This window comes from Hafnia sp. HMSC23F03, from assembly GCF_001816025.1.
In the GTDB taxonomy this organism is placed as follows: Bacteria; Pseudomonadota; Gammaproteobacteria; order Enterobacterales; family Enterobacteriaceae; genus Hafnia; species Hafnia paralvei.
This window is the reverse complement of sequence record NZ_KV824234.1, coordinates 246,114-264,570: the sequence shown is the minus strand read 5'-3', so window position 1 is coordinate 264,570 and position 18,457 is coordinate 246,114. Positions and strand designations below refer to the sequence as shown.

Here is an 18,457-nt window from a genome sequence, read left to right as displayed (position 1 = left end):
CACCGTGGCTTGGTTGGTTGCCGTTCCGTTAGCCACAGCACCGCTGGTGATAGTTAGGTCATTGACTTTGGCTGAGCTGCTGTCGGCGACAAAAGTGCTCGGCTTAGACAATGCGCTGCCGCTGGCCAGCGTAGCGGTTACATTAACCGTCTGCGCCTTGGTATCCGTAAACTTCACGGTGGTTTGACCGTTGGCATCGGTTTTGGCTGAGGCACCGAACACGGCTGAGCCATCCTGCGTCCACGCCACATCCACACCGGACAGTGGGTTGCTGTTGGCATCGACCACGGTCACCGTGGCTTGGTTGGTTGCCGTTCCGTTAGCCGCAGCACCGCTGGTGATGGTCAGGTCGCTCACCTTGGAAGAGGCACTGTCAGCCACAAAAGTACTCGGCTTAGACAATGTGCTACCGCTGGCCAGCGTGGCGGTCACATTGACCGTCTGCGCCGTGGTGTCAGTAAACTTCACGGTGGTTTTGCCGCTGGCATCGGTTTTGGCCGAAGTACCTAACACGGCAGAGCCGTCTTGAGACCACGTCACATCCACACCGGACAGTGGGTTGCTGTTGGCATCGACCACGGTCACCGTAGCTTGGTTGGTGGCGGTTCCGTTAGCCACAGCGCCGCTGGTGATGGTTAGGTCACTGACTTTGGCTGAGCTGCTGTCGGCGACAAAGGTGCTTGGCTTAGACAATGTGCTGCCGCTGGCCAGCGTGGCGGTCACATTAACCGTCTGCGCTTTGGTATCCGTAAACTTCACGGTGGTTTGACCGTTGGCATCGGTTTTGGCTGAGGTGCCAAATACGGCGGAGCCATCCTGCGTCCATGTTACATCTACACCAGACAGCGGATTATTGTTCGCATCCATCACGGTCACCGTGGCTTGGTTGGCTGCGGTGCCATTGGCGATTGCGCCGGTGGTCACGGTAAGGTCACTGACTTTGGCTGAACTGCTGTCGGCCACAAAGCTGCTGGGTTTGGACAGGGTGCTGCCGCTTGCCAGCGTGGCGGTCACATTGACCGTCTGTGCCTGAGTGTCAGTAAATTTCACGGTGGTTTTGCCGTTGGCGTCGGTTTTGGCCGAAGTACCGAACACGGCAGAGCCGTCTTGAGACCACGCCACATCCACACCAGATAGTGGGTTGTTGTTCGCATCCACCACGGTCACCGTGGCTTGGTTAGTTGCCGTTCCGTTAGCCACAGCACCACTGGTCACTCTTAGGTCACTGACTTTAGCGGATGCACTGTCAGCGACAAAGTTCGCTGTCGCCGTCTTGGTGTTTCCATTCTCTAGCGTTGCTGTTAGTTGGGTTGTTTCGGCTACCGTATCCGTAAAGGCAACGGTCAGTGCGCCTTGAGCATCGGTCTGGAAGGTTTTCGCCGCTTTGGCTGCTTTCGCTTTTAGCGCCGCACCAAAAATAACGGTGCCTTTATCGGCACTTAATGACACGTCAGCATTGCTGACCGGTGCACCATTGCCATCTTTGACAGTGATATTGACCGTATTGGCGGCCGTGCCATTTGCAGCACTCCCATCCTTAGTGACCACCATCGTATCGATAACATTGCTAGCGGAGTTCGAGATGAAATGTCCTTGCTGTGACGCGCTCTTATCGCCGGCCGTGGCCGTCAACATAACGGTACTCGCCGTGGTTGATGTAAAGTCAGTGGTGACCTGACCGCTGGCGTTGGTGGTCGTTTGCGTGCTCTTCAATGTGGCCGGTGCATCAACACCCCATTTCACCTGCGTATTAGCGATAGGGCGATTGTTAATATCCGTGACGGTGGCGACGGCATGGTTAGGCGTTTTACCATCGGCCACGCTGTTATCTTTGGTGATTTTCAGCGTGATATTGCTGACCGTTGCCGCGTTAAACTGGCTGTTTTGAGTCGCGCTGACCGCGCCACTTTTCGCGGTGACTTGTACCGATTCAGGGACGGTGTTGGTGAAGTTAACGGACGCCATACCGCTGTTATTGGTCACCGACGTGCTGGTCACCAGTTTTGCGGTGCCGCTGGTAGACCATGTAATCGGTGCATTACGTACTGGCTGACCGTCTTTATCCGTCGCAAACACCTGTGCCGTGTTGGGGGTTAAACCATCGGATGGACTGTTATCCACGGTGACTTGCAGGTTGAGATTGCTGACGCTCTGTTGGTCTTTCTTCTGATACTGCAGCACGATTTGGTTATTACGCTCAACCAAATCATAGCGGCTGCCGGCTAAACTGCGCTCAAGACGAACGCTCTCAGGATCAATTTGATAAGCCCATGGGCGGCCAAGGTCATAACGGAGATTGACTTGAAACTGGGTATCATCCATCGAGTCTTGCCCGCGTTTGTAGTTAACCGCGAGCTGGACTAAGGGGATTGGGGTGTAGCTCAGACCGGTGGTGACGGCTGAGGGGTTACTTTGCAAATGGTCAGTATCAAATAGGGCGACTTTATCGCCGTAGTATTGTTCATACATCAGCTTAGCGCCGAGTTGCGGGTAGGCTGGAAGGTAGCCTTCAGCACGTACGTCGTAACCATCAGCCGGTTTTTCATTATAATCGTTAAAATCGCGCGACTGATGCCACTCGGTGGTACCCACATAGGTGTTGGCCGACAGTTTTAAATTATTGGTCCAGGCTTCTGCCCCGATGCCAATACGGCGGTTCTTTCCAGTAAAGTCATCATCAAAGAAGACGTTGCCGCCAAACATCCAATCTTCGACGTAAAAAGTACGCACGCCTATGCCCATATTGCCAGTGACACGACCATCAGGCGCGCGCAGGCCGAGTTGGGTAAACAGCATGGATTTTTTATTGTCATAAAGTGGGGCAAGGAAATCGATGGCGCTGTCGTCCCAGTTACCGTTGTCATCCACGTTAAGCTGAACGCGGGCGGTACCAAACTGGCTCAGCCACTGCTGAGCTGACGAAGAGGCGTAGCCAGTGGCAGCAGATTTTGCACTGCTGGCCACCCCTTCGGCACCATTGGAAGACAATGAACTGGCGAGGCTGCTCATGGTGTCGCCATACGGGAGTACAGGAGTGTCTTTTGTTGTTGAACTGCCATTTCTATCAACGGCAAAAGGAGAGAGGTTAGTGCTACTCGATGATGAACTCTGTGCTATCGCACTGTGAGGCAATGCCGATACAAGAGGAAAAAGGACTTGCAATAGTATTTGTAACCAAGCGAAAAAACGAAATAATTCGCTTTTTCTAATAGAGAAAACCTTTTTCATCCTAAAATCCAAAAGAAAGTTTAGTTGTGATCATTCAAATCTAGTCGCTATTAGATGACTTGCTAGAAATTAGTCCGATTTTTTATCAATGTGGTAGCGCTTCATGGTGGCAGTTTGTTGTTATATTGTCGGGTAGTTGAATGGTTTTGTGTGCGCCCAATGTATTCATGATGTTCCGTTTGCAGGTAATGCTTGTTGCACTTTTAACGTGCTTAAGCATTTTTCGATATCTAATAGCGGTTTTGAAAAAAAATATATAAGAAAAACTTTACTAAGGCCTCCGCAGTACTTATTAAATATAACGAACCCTCACCACCAGTAAGCATCAGGGCTCAGCAACGTGGTGCTGTCTGGTTCAAATCATCTCTGCCAGAAATCGAGTTAAATACTCAGGGAGATATGCTTAGCATCATGCAATCACAAGGGAAGGAATTGCGCTGGTGTTAATCTGTTATGTACTGGTATTTATATTTTATTTGTGCGGCATTGTATCTATTGCCAGCGGGAGAGCAATATCAACACAAGTCCGTTTTTGGATTATTTAATAGTTTATGGTCTATTTGTGGATAACGGCTATTTACCACGTGAAAAGTCAGTGTTTCAAATCGGATTATTGTATATTTCAGCGATTTTCAGAGGGATGCATTTAACGGAAGAGCGGAATAGAGGGAATTGGAAAGACCCGAATATCTCATGGTGAAGTGAGATACTCGGGCTTAAGAACTTACTTAATCACACTGAACTTTAATGGCCAAACCACCGCGAGAGGTTTCGCGGTATTTAGCATTCATGTCTTTACCGGTTTCGTACATCGTTTCGATAACTTTATCCAGAGAGACGCGTGGCTCAGAGGTTCGCTGTAATGCCATGCGCGACGCGTTGATCGCTTTAACCGATGCAATAGCGTTACGTTCGATGCAAGGAACCTGAACCTGACCCGCAACAGGGTCACAGGTCAGCCCCAAGTTGTGTTCCATTCCGATTTCAGCGGCGACGCATACTTGCTCTGGGCTACCGCCAAGCAGCTCGGTCAGGCCTGCTGCGGCCATTGAGCAGGCAACGCCCACTTCACCCTGGCAACCGACTTCGGCACCTGAGATGGACGCGTTCATTTTGTACAGTGCACCCACTGCGCCGGAAGCTAAGAAGTAACGCACAAACACTTCTGGCGTAACAGGTTCGATAAAGTGGTTATAGTAGGCCAATACCGCAGGAACGATCCCGCAAGCACCATTGGTTGGCGCTGTAACGACGCGCCCGCCAGCGGCGTTTTCCTCGTTAACCGCCAAGGCAAACATATTTACCCAGTCGATAACGGTCATTGGATCTTTGTCATATTTGTCGGTCGTGACCAACATACGGCGTAGGGCAGAGGCACGACGCGGTACGCGCAATGGCCCCGGCAATAGACCTTCGGTGTTTAAACCACGATCGATGCAGGCTTGCATGGTTGCCCATACGTCACCAAAGTAAGCATAGATCTCTTCTTTGGTATGCAGAGCTAATTCGTTCTTCATGACTAAACCGCTGATAGACAGGCCGGTTTCTTTGCAATGATCCAGCAGTTCTTGGGCTGAATGGAACGGATAAGGTACGGTAACGCCGCCAGCCTGATCTTTGCCGAAGTGTTCTTCGTCAACGATAAAGCCACCGCCGATAGAGTAATAGGTTTTGTTGTAGATCACCTTGTCACCGGCAAACGCATGAATTTGCATGCCGTTTTCGTGCAGGGACAGGTTGTCGCTGCGGAAATTCATTCCGCCTTCACGTGGGAAATCAACCTCATGCTGGCCATTAGCCAACAGCAGGCGCTGACGTTGCTCGACGTCGCGAATAAAGCCCGGGATTGCGTCAATATCAACGGTGTCAGGCATGTTGCCCGCCAAACCCATGATGATCGCAATGTCAGTATGATGGCCTTTCCCCGTCAGAGAAAGAGAGCCATAAACATCGACGGAAATGCGCGTGACAGAAGGTAGCAACCCTTTATCAATCAGATCGTCGACAAACTGTTTGCCGGCTTTCATCGGGCCCACGGTATGTGAACTAGAAGGGCCGATACCGATCTTAAACATGTCGAAAACGCTAATCACGTTGGGACTCCTTAGTAGACATTGCTCTCGTGAGAACACGGAGTGCTCTGTGAGATGCTGTCTTTATATAAAAGTTATTATACCCGTTATAGGGTACAGACTGCGGATAACGGATTTGCCACCGTTGGTCCGTGGTTTTTTCTGGTGCTTTTGCTCTAACGTCCAATGCTTTTGCTGCCGTGGAAGCAGGTTCACATTATAAAAATTAATGTAACATTTCGCATCATGGTCACGTCATGATAAAAACGCGCCAACAATAGCCGAACTTTATGGGTGACGCACGTCCAATCCTTCATTTTATCTATCTCAAACGCAAAAAAATCGATTAACCCTACATCGGGTAAGGATTGGCCGCGTATTTATGCGACAAATACTTCTTGTTTTTACCGTACCTTCAGCAGACCCAAACAGGGTAAGTTGAAAAAAATCTCGCTCTGTACATCTCGCATTTCATAGTGACTTATCAATGATATTGCGGCATATGCCAGATAAATCAAGCAATGGCGGGCGAATTTACCCGTATTTACCAAAGGTTATTATGTTTACTTTAGTCGATCACAGAAAAAAGAGAGTGACTGGGATCGAGGAATCCCTAATCAGCCTGAATGAATACGCGAACGCACGAGGCTGATTTAGCTTTGGATTAGTTTTTTTGATGAAAACAAGAGGCGAAGTATTCGATTGCTACCTGAGCTAATGGACTAGCGATGAACCTGCTGGGCGAGACGTCGAATGATGGCTGCCGTCATTCCCCAAACAAAAAAACGTTCATACCACGAGAGATACACTCGGTGGCTGTGGCCGCGGCGGTGAATGTCGAGCGCGTGGTAGCGGGAGAGCGCGAGAGCTTCATGCAGCGGCATTTCAAATACTGCGGCAACTTCGTCCTCACTGGCGATTGGCGTGATATCGGCTGGCAACAGACCGACGATGGGCGTGACGTGAAAACCGGTGATGCTATCTACCGCAGGAAGCTGCCCAAGGATATGAACAGATTCCGGCGGCAGTGCGATCTCCTCCTGAGCTTCACGCAGGGCGGTGGAAATCAGCGAACCGTCAGTGATGTCGGCCGCGCCGCCAGGGAAAGCAACTTGACCAGCGTGTTTGCGTAGATGGCTAGATCGCTGAGTTAATAGCAGCGTGGGCCGTGGGCGATTGACTATCGGGATGAGCACCGCTGCCTGACGTAGGTTATGCCCTTCATGGGTCGGTAAGGGGGACTGAAGCTGAAAGCGTGTCACAAACTCAGCGAGTTCAGGGCTAAGCTGCATCATGCCAATACCTCCACATTGCCAAGGATCGGCAAGATTTTCCCTACTTTGTCGAAGGTTTCCTGATACTCAGCGTCAACCTGACTGTCGGCCACGATACCGCCGCCAGCCCAGCAATGTATTTGGCCGTTTTCGGCTAATAACGTGCGAATGGTGATGCTTGTGTCCATATTGCCACAGCAACTGATGTAGCCAATGCTGCCACAGTAGGCATTACGCCGGTGAGGCTCGAGTTCCTCGATGATTTGCATGGCACGAATTTTCGGTGCACCGGTGATAGAACCGCCAGGGAAACAGGCGCGCAATAAATCAGTCGCGTTGAGCATTTCTGGCAATGTAGCCGTGATAGTGCTCACCAAATGGTGCACTGCGGGAAAAGGCTCAACCACAAACAGTTCGGGCACACGTACGCTGCCGGCTAGCGCGACTCTGCCAACGTCGTTACGCATCAAATCGACAATCATCAAATTTTCAGCCTGATCTTTCTTCGAATCAGCCAGCTTCTGCGCTTGCATTTTATCGGCCTGTGGATCGGCTAAGCGAGGCAGGGTGCCTTTGATGGGGCGCGTTGAAATCTGCTTTTGTTCCAATTGCAAAAAACGCTCGGGAGAAACGCTTAAAATCGCGCTGTCCGGCAGGCGGATAAAGGCAGAGAAGGGGGCGCGATTTTGCGCATTTAAGCGTACAAAGGCTTGCCACTCGTCACCCTGATAGCGGGCACTAAAGCGCTGAGTGAGGTTAATTTGATAACAATCACCGGCGTGCAGGTAGTCGTGAATTTGGGCAAAACGTTGGTCATATTCGGCTTTGGTGAGATTAGCCTGCCAGCCAGACGTCAGTTGAAAATGTTTCGGTGGCTGAGTTGTCTGACGGCTCAGCCAGTCAAGCCGAGACTGCGCATCACCGTGGGCCAGCAGCGTTAAACGCTTGAGTTGGTGATCGGCAACTAACGCCCAGTCATAAATGCCGACCGCCATATCCGGTGTAGTGAGATCGGCGAGAGCTAACGCAGGCAAGGTTTCGAAACGGCGTCCGAGATCGTATCCCCATAGGCCAACGGCACCACCACAAAACGGGGTGTCTTCTTGCTCACACATTTTTGGGAGCAGTCGCTGTAGCTCTTCTTGCACGAGAGATAGGGGATCCTGCGTGCTGTAACGCACTTCATTCTGCTCTGCGATAGCGGTTTGTTCACCACGCGTGGTTAAGGTCAGAATCGGCTGGGCAACCAAAATATCAAAACGGTTATGCGGATGGCTAGCCCCGCCTGAATAAAGCAACATCGCCCACGGTTGCTGCGCAATTGGCGCAAAATAATGCAGGATGGCATCCGGTGTATACTTTAAATCAATGCGTGACAGCGAAGCAGACGATGAGGTAGTGGCATTCATGAACGATAGATCACTTTTATTTGTTATGCAGGTTTAGCCTGTTCAAGCATATATAAGGCGATCATAAGACTACCATAAATCAGCGGCAAGATTAGGTGTTAAATGGCCATGCAATGTCTAGGCTTGTGGCGGGTTTACGGCTATACTCACGCCCCCGTATTAACATTCAGCAGCAGGAGTTATTGATGAACAGCGGAATGCCAGCGTTATCACATACAGAACAGCAAGTGGCTGCCGATCGCATTCATAGACTGATGGAGCAAGGTATGAGCAGCGGTGAAGCCATCGCTCAGGTCGCCGCGGAAATTCGCGCCAACCATACCGGTGCACATATTCAAGTCTCGTTTGATGACGAAGACGAAGATTAATCAGTAAGAAAGCGGCGCGGACTCCTTTCCGCGCCCTATATTTTATCCCTTCACCACAACGCTATTGCTCACCTGTTTAGCGAGCGCAATGGCTTTCTCAACGGTCTCATCATAGGCCAGCGCTACCCCTAAACGACGTGTGCCGTCAATTTCAGGTTTGCCGAATAATCTCAGCTGTGTCTGCGGTTGCAGTGCATTGCGTGTGTTGTCAAAAATGACATCGTTGCTGTGCAGGCGGGGCAGGATCACCGAAGAGGCGCTTGGACCAAATTGGCGGATTGCGCCGATAGGCAAGCCGAGGAAAGCGCGCACGTGCAGCGCAAATTCTGATAAATCTTGAGAAATCAGTGTGACCATACCGGTATCGTGCGGGCGAGGCGACACTTCGCTGAAAATGACGTCATCACCGCAAACAAAAAGCTCAACGCCAAACAGGCCATAGCCACCTAACGCGGTGACCACTTTACCGGCAATGTCGCGTGCTTTTGCCAATGCGATATCGCTCATGGCCTGTGGTTGCCAAGATTCGCGATAGTCACCGTCTTGCTGGCGATGGCCGATAGGGGCGCAGAAGTGTAAGCCGTCGCAGGCGTTAATTGTCAGCAGCGTAATTTCAAAATCGAATTTCACTAAGCCTTCAACAATAACTTTTCCTTCGCCCGAACGCCCTCCTGATTGCGCATACTGCCATGCCGGTGCCATGTCGTCGGCGCTACGGATCAGGCTTTGTCCTTTACCCGACGAGCTCATCACCGGTTTGATAATGCAGGGAAAACCGATTTCCTGTGCGGCCTCATTGAACTCGTTTTCTGTATTGGCAAAACGATAGCGGGAGGTAGGCAATTGAAGTGTCTCAGCGGCAAGACGACGTATACCTTCGCGATTCATAGTGAGCTGGGTGGCACGGGCACAAGGAACGACTTTTTGACCATCGTGTTCAAGCTCTACCAGCATCGACGTCGCAATCGCCTCAATTTCCGGCACGATAAAGTCAGGCCGTTCTCGTTCAATCACCGCCTTTAGCGCCTGAGCATCAAGCATGTTAACCACGTGGCTGCGATGTGCAACTTGCATAGCCGGTGCATCGGGATAGCGGTCAACGGCGATGACCTCGATACCTAAACGTTGGCATTCGATAGCCACTTCTTTGCCTAATTCACCAGAGCCCAACAGCATGACGCGGGTAGCATGTGGACGCAGCGCGGTTCCAATCGACAACATAATTATCATCCTAAGTTCGAGCCAAAAAGTCAGGCGCAGTATATACGAAAACGTTTGCGTGGTGGCATTCGATTCTATTTAGCCAATGAAAAAAGAACAACAAATGCTTTTTGCCAGACTCGGCAGCGTTTTTTTAGGCAGATAAGTTGACTCATAATGCATAGCTGGCTAATTATTATCATCTGTTATTAGTTTGCCATTCAGATTATTGATAAGGAATGCAGTTACAAGGCTTAAAAATATATTTTTCAGCGCGAAAACCTTTCGGTTCGTTGAAAGTTTATTGTTTATTTGTATGATGAATATATTGTATGATGATTGCAGTCTTAGGTGGGGCAGGATCCCCTCCCTATGTTGAATTTTGGTAGACTGAAAACAGTTATGGCCGCGCAGCAGGAGGGTTGGTGCGGTATAGGGGATGTAAGCAATGAGTTCGACATGTGTTATTGATTCAGAAATAAAAGCAGATAACTGGTACCGAATCGCTGAGGAAATGCTTAGCCAAGCGGGGATCACGATTAACGGAAATCAACCACAGGATATCCGAGTCAAAAATCCCGAGTTTTTCCACCGAGTGTTACAAGAGGGGTCTTTGGGGCTGGGCGAAAGCTATATGGATGGTTGGTGGGAGTGTGATCGCCTAGATATCTTTTTCCAACGTATTTTAGCCGCTGAGCTTGATACTCATTTGCCTAAACATTTCAGTGATATTGTGCGTATTGCTTCCGCGCGTATTTTTAATTACCAAACTCGCAAACGGGCATGGATCGTAGGCAAAGAGCACTACGACTTAGGCAACGATCTGTTTTCTCGTATGCTCGACCCCTATATGCAGTACTCCTGCGCCTACTGGAAAGATGCCGAAACGCTTGAACAAGCTCAGCAAGCCAAGCTGCGGATGATCTGCGAAAAACTTCAGCTCAAACCGGGAATGAAGTTGTTGGATATTGGCTGTGGGTGGGGCGGATTAGCACAGTTCGCCGCGCAAGAATACGGCGTTTCTGTACAGGGCGTAACCATTTCTGCTGAGCAGCAGAAAATGGCTCAAGACCGCTGTGCGGGGCTCGATGTCAAAATATTGCTACAAGATTACCGTGATTTGGATGAGCAGTTTGATCGCATTGTATCGGTAGGGATGTTTGAGCATGTTGGGCCTAAAAACTACCGTACTTATTTCGAAGTGGTGGCTAAAAATCTGAAACCAGATGGATTATTTTTGTTGCATACCATCGGCTCTAACCAAACCGACCTTAATGTTGATCCATGGATTAATAAGTATATTTTCCCGAATGGCTGCTTACCTTCAGTGGCACATATTGCTTCGAAAAGTGAAGATCTGTTTGTTTTAGAAGACTGGCACAATTTTGGCTGTGATTATGACCGCACGCTAATGGCATGGTATGACGCATTCCAGCAAAGCTGGCCAGAGATTAAGAATAACTATAGCGATCGTTTTTATCGCATGTTTACCTATTATTTGAATGCCTGCGCGGGTGCGTTTCGTGCGCGGAACATCCAGCTATGGCAGGTGTTGCTGAGTCCGAAAGGCGTGGAGGGCGGAATTCGCGTTCCTCGCTAAAATGCCTTTAAGATCCGCAGCGTGGCTGCGGATCTTTTTGCTTATAATATGAGGCGGAAAAAATGATGATAGATTCTACATCGCATCGTTGATGTTGACTGCTTGAGCACCCCCATCTTAAAACCAACCCTATCGCAATTGACTCTTTTTCACGTTTTCTGGATACCATCATAATGGTATGACGTTATATTGTCTTATTTTACAGCTGTCGCTGGGTGCTAGGTCAGCCTATTTTCTCAACAGTGAAGTTATATTTGTGACACGCATCTCGATTTTATTTGCTAATGTTTTTGCTTACCGATAAAAAATAATGTAAGACATGCGATTTTATTTTATTCTATTGATTAATAATGCTTTATTTAAATTTTACGATGGTTGCATAAGCTAATATTTAGCAATTAAAAGAAACGAAGGAGATATAATCTGAAGCATTTAAACTTTGCTCATTTTCGCTATGAAATATTTGCGCTAAGCATGAAACTATGCGTTAATAGCGTCGCCTGAAAACTCTGCGCAATGGTCTTAGATTTGATCTACCCAATGCTTAGATTTATATATTCACTTATTTTTGGATGGGTGTTTAATTATCTCTCAGCAAGAACAGGTCTTGTCAGTTACGCAGGGGAATAGGTCTACCATGCCCTTTAAGGGCAAGCAATTTTAAGTAAAGGAAAGTTCAATGAGCAAGAAAACTGGTCACGTTAAATGGTTTAACGAAAGCAAAGGATTTGGCTTCATCACTCCTGCTGATGGTTCCAAAGATGTATTCGTCCATTTCTCTGCCATCAAGAGTGACGGCTTCAAAACTCTGGCTGAAGGCCAGCAGGTAGAATTCGCCATTCAGGACAGCCCACGTGGCCCGTCTGCGGCTGATGTTATTGCGCTGTAATTAAGCTGATATTATCATGCTGACAAAACCCGCCGCGTGCGGGTTTTTTGCATTTTAGCCTCAGAATGGATCCAAGCAATGACTAATGAAAATATTACCTTTCAGTTCGCAGAGCCCCAGCATCTTACCGCGCTGGCTGAGGTTGAACGTTTAGCCGCTGAACAATTTCCTGCTGATAGACTTCCTGAATCGTTACGCCACACAACGGTATCTGCTGAGCGGTTAGAGACAGCTCAGCGTGCGCAGAATTTGTGGGTAGCCCTTCGCAATGAGAAACCGATTGGTTTTGTCATGCTTGAAACTCATGGAGAGTTTGCGCTTTTAGCGGAAGTGAGTGTATTACCGGCATTTAGCCAACGTGGCATTGGACACTATTTAGTTGATCATGCATTGGTTGCCGCGCGTCAGCGTGGGTTCAGCGGGGTAGGGTTGACCACTTTTCTTGATCTACCTTGGAACGCGCCTTTTTACCAAAAAGTTGGCTTCACGTTAGTCGGTGATGAACAGTTCCCCGTTCTGGAACAATTTCTGCGTGAGGAACGCGGCGCTGGCTTAGTGCAGAGAGTCGCGATGTATTATTACTTCTAGATTTAATCCTAGGCGTTATTTCTCGCCCTCATCAATTTTGCAGTAGAAGATAAAAATACATATACTGATTTTATATACAGTATGGTTGGAGTGATTTATGTCCGTTGAAATTCAGTACGTCGTCGTTCGTGATGGAGTTGAAAAAATGACCTTTGCCAGTAAGAAAGAAGCTGATGCCTACGATAAGATGCTCGATCTGGCCGACAATTTGGGCGAATGGCTGAAAATGTCACCTTTGGATATTGAGGATGACACGATAGAAACGCTGAGCTTTTATCTAGCCGAGCATAAAGACTCACTCTCTCAATTGCTGCGTGGGGGCTCACTGGCGTCGCTAAAAGACACTGAAGAAAACAAAAAATCCGAAAAAAAGGTTAAAGTTGCGATTGATAACGCAGCCTAGTGTTTTAGTTCACATATTATTTACTTCTCTGGATCTAGAATGAAACGTGAGATAACATTTTATAGCCGTTTTGAATCTGACATCTTGTCAGGCAAGAAAACTATCACCATTCGCGACAGTAGCGAATCTCACTTTGAGAAAGGAGAGGTGCTCAGCGTCAGTCGCAATGAAGATGGACAATATTTTTGCACGATTGAGGTTGATAGCGTCACTCCAGTACTGATGAACGAGCTGACAGAGGTTCATGCGGCACAAGAGAATATGACACTGGGCGAGCTGAAGCAGGTTATCAGCGAGATTTACCCAGGACTGAATGAATTGTATGTGATTAGTTTTCACATACGCTAGCACGCCGTGTCGCGTTCAGCACACAGAGCGTGCGTTCATACGATGGAGTAGTCGGCAGCGGTGAGGAAGAGCTCCGCGCTAAAGCTTAAAGAGGATCTAAGATGAACAAAATTGTGTTAAGTGTGACTGGGCTGGTATTTGCCTTTTCTGCAGGTGTCGCTCAGGCTCAACAGAGTGAGCAGAGAGTAGTGACGATCGCAAATTGTGAGCAAACCACGGCGACTCAGTTGTCTACGATGGTGAAAAACGATTTCTTGCAAAACCGCCTGCCACGCTGGGCCGATGATAAAAATCTATTAGGCACCAGCACCCCTGTTGTGTGGGTTAATCAGGATCAGGTCACTCAAAATGGAAACGATTGGCAGCTTTTGCTGACGGTTCGCGGTACTAAGATTGATAAGACTTATACCGTAAAAGTTGATTGCAAAGCAGGCAAACTCGAATATTCTCATCCGCAATAAATTTGTCGGTTCATCATTGGAAACCTCTTTATTAATAGATAAAGAGGTTTTTTTATATTCTAGCAAGACGGTAAAACCCTACAGGTACTATGTATTAACCTCGCGATATAACCGCTCAATCATTAAATTCCTTTGTTATAGCTCTAACGCTGAAACTTTAAAATAGAAAGCATAAAGAAACATTTTTGACTAGTAGATCGCTATAAACAACAAATCTTGACCTGAAAATTTACGTTATTGTGAAATCTAAGTCTGAAAATTTTATTTATCAGGATAAAAGTGCTAAATTCATGGTTTCTTTCTTCAAGAAATATCATGTAAAATAGTTTTGTCTTAAAACCTATCTTTTTGAAAAGTAAAAACTATTTGGTCAATTCTTGACGAATTTATATGCCATGTGTTGGTTGTTAATGGTTTTTACATGTTAGCGCATTCTCAGAAATGGCCTATTTAAGTGTTCGATGTGATGGTTGATAGTGGTTTTAGTCCGCTAATTTTTCAACTTAATGCTGATAGTTGTTAGCAGTAATCAATACTTATTTTATGATTTTGTTTAAGTGTCTTGAGATTAGAGAGAACTAATCTGAATGCAGTTAAATCAAGCATCACTTTATTAATAATTAGATAACAAAATGAATAATAAGCACTATAATGTTTTGGGAATGCCAGCCCCAAATGTTTCTCCTTTGGAATTAGAGATTGCGCTGCAAGCAGCGTTGCAATCGGCCTTCACAGAGCATGAGTTTTATTTAGATTACCAGCCACAGTGTAATATTAAAGGCACATTGCTCGGAGCAGAAGCCTTAGTGCGTTGGCACCATCCACAACAAGGTATCCTGAAGCCCTCTGATTTCTTAGACTCACTTGAACGCTTTGGTTTGATGCAGACATTAAACCTTTGGCTGATCGATCAGGTATGCCAGCTGCTGCAGCACTTACATCAGGCAGTTTCATCTGATTTGGCCTTGTCGTTTAATTTGCCACTCGCACAGCTTTACACTCAGGATTTTATCGATCAGCTCGCTGTTTATATCGAACGCTATGCAATACCTGCCGATAAGTTGGTTATTGAGCTGTTGGGCAATAACGAACTTTTTAGTGATGAGATCATTCTTGCGGAATTAGCACGATTGCGCGCATTGGGCGTCGGTTTATCCATAGATCATTTTGGTGAAGACTATCAGTTATTGGCACTGCTAAAAGATCTACCGCTGACTCAGATAAAAATACCCGGGGAGTTAATTCAGGCGCTTGCCAAACCTGAGGCGAGTCAATTGGTAGAACATCTGATCCTGATCGCCAGCGCGCTGAATATGAATATTGTTGCCGAACATGTTGAAACCGCTGAGCAGTTTAAGCAGTTGGAAGAATTGGGATGTCCGGCGCTTCAAGGCTTTTATCTGTTTAGCCCAATGAGTGAAAAAAAGTTTTTAATTGTGAGTAAACAACTCACCGAGATCCGTAGGTCGTATACTGATGTTGATAAGGAAGCGTTTTGTCCTATCGACAACAAGCGTTAAACTTTCCGTCCCGCACATCGGCGATAGCTTCATATCCGCCGGACAAGTAGGGCGCATGAATATTCTTGATCATTCATTCGTCAAGAATTAGCGCTATTGAGTTACGAAGTATCAGATCACAGGCGGTAAGTGTACACAATGAATAAAGCACCGGTTGCAGCAAAACATCCGCACGTCATGGAAATTCATGGCGACACTCGAACCGACAATTACTATTGGCTGCGCGATGATGAACGCAGCGATGAGGCGGTTCTTAGCTATCTTAAAGCTGAAAATGCTTACACTGAAGCCTGTATGCGCGGCGAAAAACCACTCCGTGAGCGGTTGTTAAATGAAATGGTTGAGCGCATTCCGCAAGAAGATGAATCGGTGCCTTATCAGCGAAATGGCTATCGGTATCAGTCTCGTTATAAGCCAGAGCAGGAATATGCGCTTTATGTGCGTCAGAAGACTGATGCTGGAGAGAACGCGGAATGGGATCTGCTTGTTGATAGCAACGAACGCGCGCAGGGGCATGATTTTTACGCCTTGGGTGGCCTTGAGGTTAGCCCTGATAATCAACTGATGGCAATCGCCGAAGATTTTCTTTCACGCCGCCAGTATGACATTCGCATTAAGCGCTTAGGCGACCAGAGCTGGTACGATGAAGTGCTGGAAAATACCGCCGGCCATTTTGAATGGACGAATGATTCAGCCTCGCTTTACTACGTGCGTAAACATCCGCAGACGTTGCTGCCCTATCAGGTATATCGCCATCGTTTGGGCACTTCCGTGGCGGACGATCAGCTCATCTATGAAGAAACAGATGACACGTTTTACGTGGGGCTAGAAAAAACCATTTCTAATAAATATGTCCTGATCCATATTTCTAGCACGACTACGTCTGAAATATTGATGCTGGATGCGGATGATACCGATGCAACGCCGCAGACGTTCCTCACTCGCCGTCGCGACCATGAATATAGTCTCGATCATTATCGTGATACGTTTTATATCCGCTCGAACAAAGACGGTAAAAACTTTGGCCTCTACCAGTCGGTTTCTGCCGATGAGAAAGCTTGGCAGCCGATTATCTGCGCGCGCGATGAAGTCATGCTTGAAGGTTTTAGCCTCTTCAAAGATTGGCTGGTGGTGGAGGAACGTGAGCAGGGGTTAACCCATCTACGTCAGATTCACTGGCAATCTGGCGAGGAAAAACACATTCGTTTTGACGATCCCACTTATATGACGTGGCTGTCGTTTAATCCAGAACCGGACACCGCACTGCTGCGCTATGGCTATTCATCGATGACTACGCCAAGTTCTGTTTTCCAGATTGATTTGGATAGCGGCGAGCGAACGTTGCTGAAGCAACAAGAAGTGAAAAACTTCGATTCTGGCGCATACCGCAGCGAACGATTATGGGTTTCTGCCCATGATGGAGTTCAGGTGCCAGTTTCCATCGTTTATCGTCAGGATATGTTTAAGGCGGGGCATAATCCCGTGCTGGTTTACGGTTACGGATCCTATGGCAGTAGCATGGATCCCGCGTTTAGCATCAGTCGTTTGAGCCTGCTAGATCGTGGTTTTGTTTTTGCGTTGGCGCATATTCGCGGTGGTGCCGATCTCGGTCAGCAATGGTACGAGGACGGTAAACTGCTGCATAAGCAAAATACGTTCAGCGATTTTATCAGCGTAACGCAGCATATGGTTGATGAACAGTACGCCAATCCTCAGCAAGTGTATGCCATGGGCGGTAGCGCCGGTGGTTTACTGATGGGAGCGGTGGTGAATCAGGCTCCTCAACTCTATCACGGGATAGTTGCTCAGGTGCCTTTTGTCGATGTTGTCACGACGATGTTGGATGAATCCATCCCCCTGACAACCGGTGAGTATGACGAATGGGGCAACCCAAATGACGCTGAATATTATCACTATATCAAGCAGTACAGCCCTTACGATCAGGTGAAAGCCCAAGATTATCCGCATATGCTGGTGACCACAGGGCTCCATGATTCCCAAGTACAATATTGGGAACCCGCCAAGTGGGTGGCAAAACTGCGCGATATGAAGACGGATAATAATCAGCTGTTGTTGTATACCGACATGGACGCAGGGCACGGTGGCAAATCAGGGCGCTTCAAAGCCTATGAGGATATTGCCTTGGAGTATGCTTTTATTCTGGCCTTAGCCGGTATCCATCAGTAAATTTTAATGCCTATGCTTTCGAGCGTGATATCGCCAAATGCATAGGCTTTTTTATTGGACACTTTTCTCTATTCGCAAGGATCCCCCGATGCCTTTTCTCTCAATAAACGACCGTCAAATACACTATATCGATCGCGGTGAAGGCTTGACGTTGCTGCTGGGTCATAGCTACATGTTTGATTCAAACATGTGGGCGCCTCAAATCGAGGCGCTAAGCCAGCACTTTCGCGTTATTGCACCTGATTTATGGGGACATGGGAAGTCAGACCCGCTGCCGCAATCGCGGCGTTCTCTGAAGGATTTAGCGTGCGACCACCTAGCGCTCATGGATGCACTAGACATCAAAGAATTTGCCATCGTAGGCCTTTCCGTTGGGGGGATGTGGGGCGTTGAGCTCGCGGCGATGGTTCCTGAACGTGTGCGAGCCTTGGTGTTAATGGATACTTTTGTTGGGCTAGAGCCTGAAGTGACATTCAAAAAGTATGATGCGATGCTTAATGCGATCGAGGCGGCTGGAAAAGTGCCTGCTGCATTAGTTGAACAAATTGCACCCATGTTTTTCCGCCGCGAACCCTTGCCGCATTTAGTTGAAGCATTAGCCGCGCATTTGAGTGATATGTCAGAATCGGCTTTACGCCAAAGTATTGTGCCACTAGGGCGTATGATATTTGGCCGCGGGGATAGCTGTCCGCTGCTTGAAGAGCTCGAAATGCCCGCATTGGTGATCACCGGTGAGCAAGATGCGCCAAGGCCACCTCTAGAAGGCTATCTGATGGCTGAATTGCTGAATTGCAAACAGCTGATCGTTCCACAGGCTGGGCATATCTGTACGCTTGAACAGCCAGAGTGGGTCAACGACGCCTTGCTGAATTTCCTCGTCCCGCTGAAATGATGGGGCGTGATGATAGAG

15 protein-coding genes are annotated in these 18,457 nt (G+C 47.9%); 10 read left to right on the top strand and 5 right to left on the bottom strand.

The window, feature by feature from the left end; genetic code table 11:
* From HMPREF3091_RS22305 to pabB, 4 genes are all read right to left on the bottom strand, one after another.
* Positions 1-3,228, bottom strand: a 3,228-nt coding sequence (locus HMPREF3091_RS22305) for an Ig-like domain-containing protein (protein ID WP_139146230.1), incomplete at its 3' end; no start/stop codon positions are given.
* A 728-nt stretch (positions 3,229-3,956) separates the two neighbouring features.
* Positions 3,957-5,321 (bottom strand): L-serine ammonia-lyase, encoded by a 1,365-nt coding sequence (gene sdaA / locus HMPREF3091_RS17775; RefSeq protein ID WP_070717602.1) that lies wholly within the window; start codon positions 5,319-5,321, stop codon positions 3,957-3,959.
* A 701-nt stretch (positions 5,322-6,022) separates the two neighbouring features.
* Positions 6,023-6,595, bottom strand: coding sequence for a CoA pyrophosphatase (locus tag HMPREF3091_RS17770; RefSeq protein WP_070717599.1), 573 nt, complete (start codon positions 6,593-6,595; stop codon positions 6,023-6,025).
* Entirely contained in the window at positions 6,592-7,983 is a 1,392-nt protein-coding gene (pabB, locus tag HMPREF3091_RS17765) for an aminodeoxychorismate synthase component 1 (RefSeq protein ID WP_070717596.1), read from the bottom strand. Before pabB ends, HMPREF3091_RS17770 begins: the two co-directional genes overlap by 4 nt.
* A 185-nt stretch (positions 7,984-8,168) precedes the next feature.
* Here pabB and HMPREF3091_RS17760 point away from each other — a divergent pair, with 185 nt between their 5' ends.
* On the top strand, positions 8,169-8,351 hold the full coding sequence (locus HMPREF3091_RS17760; protein WP_008813622.1) for a YoaH family protein: 183 nt from the start codon (positions 8,169-8,171) through the stop codon (positions 8,349-8,351).
* Positions 8,352-8,393: 42 nt separating this feature from the next.
* Here HMPREF3091_RS17760 and purT read toward each other — a convergent pair whose 3' ends face one another.
* Positions 8,394-9,572 carry a formate-dependent phosphoribosylglycinamide formyltransferase gene (gene purT / locus HMPREF3091_RS17755; protein WP_070717591.1) on the bottom strand — a complete coding sequence of 393 codons (1,179 nt, stop codon included), beginning with the start codon at positions 9,570-9,572 and terminating at the stop codon, positions 8,394-8,396.
* Positions 9,573-9,999: 427 nt separating this feature from the next.
* Between purT and cfa the strand changes: the two genes are divergently transcribed.
* The 9 genes from cfa (at position 10,000) to HMPREF3091_RS17710 (ending at position 18,439) form a co-directional block, all read left to right on the top strand.
* Positions 10,000-11,151 (top strand): cyclopropane fatty acyl phospholipid synthase, encoded by a 1,152-nt coding sequence (cfa, locus tag HMPREF3091_RS17750; RefSeq protein ID WP_070717586.1) that lies wholly within the window; start codon positions 10,000-10,002, stop codon positions 11,149-11,151.
* A gap of 679 nt (positions 11,152-11,830) precedes the next feature.
* A complete protein-coding gene (gene cspE, locus HMPREF3091_RS17745; protein WP_004094959.1) occupies positions 11,831-12,040 on the top strand; it encodes a transcription antiterminator/RNA stability regulator CspE in 210 nt (69 codons plus the stop codon).
* A 78-nt stretch (positions 12,041-12,118) separates the two neighbouring features.
* A complete protein-coding gene (locus HMPREF3091_RS17740) occupies positions 12,119-12,628 on the top strand; it encodes a GNAT family N-acetyltransferase (protein WP_004094966.1) in 510 nt (169 codons plus the stop codon).
* A 97-nt stretch (positions 12,629-12,725) separates the two neighbouring features.
* Positions 12,726-13,031: a YebG family protein gene (locus tag HMPREF3091_RS17735; RefSeq protein WP_004094968.1), complete on the top strand. Its 306-nt coding sequence runs from the start codon at positions 12,726-12,728 to the stop codon at positions 13,029-13,031.
* A 39-nt stretch (positions 13,032-13,070) separates the two neighbouring features.
* Positions 13,071-13,379, top strand: coding sequence for a N(4)-acetylcytidine aminohydrolase (gene yqfB / locus HMPREF3091_RS17730; RefSeq protein WP_004094969.1), 309 nt, complete (start codon positions 13,071-13,073; stop codon positions 13,377-13,379).
* A gap of 101 nt (positions 13,380-13,480) precedes the next feature.
* Entirely contained in the window at positions 13,481-13,840 is a 360-nt protein-coding gene (gene yebF / locus HMPREF3091_RS17725) for a protein YebF (protein ID WP_070717583.1), read from the top strand.
* A 662-nt stretch (positions 13,841-14,502) separates the two neighbouring features.
* Complete coding sequence (locus tag HMPREF3091_RS17720; RefSeq protein WP_246840015.1) at positions 14,503-15,360, top strand: EAL domain-containing protein; 858 nt, start codon at positions 14,503-14,505, stop codon at positions 15,358-15,360.
* Between the two features lie 138 nt (positions 15,361-15,498).
* Positions 15,499-17,547, top strand: a complete 2,049-nt coding sequence (locus HMPREF3091_RS17715) for a S9 family peptidase (RefSeq protein WP_070717577.1) — start codon at positions 15,499-15,501, stop codon at positions 17,545-17,547.
* Positions 17,548-17,635: 88 nt separating this feature from the next.
* Positions 17,636-18,439 carry an alpha/beta fold hydrolase gene (locus HMPREF3091_RS17710; protein WP_070717574.1) on the top strand — a complete coding sequence of 268 codons (804 nt, stop codon included), beginning with the start codon at positions 17,636-17,638 and terminating at the stop codon, positions 18,437-18,439.
* Positions 18,440-18,457 lie beyond the last annotated feature (18 nt).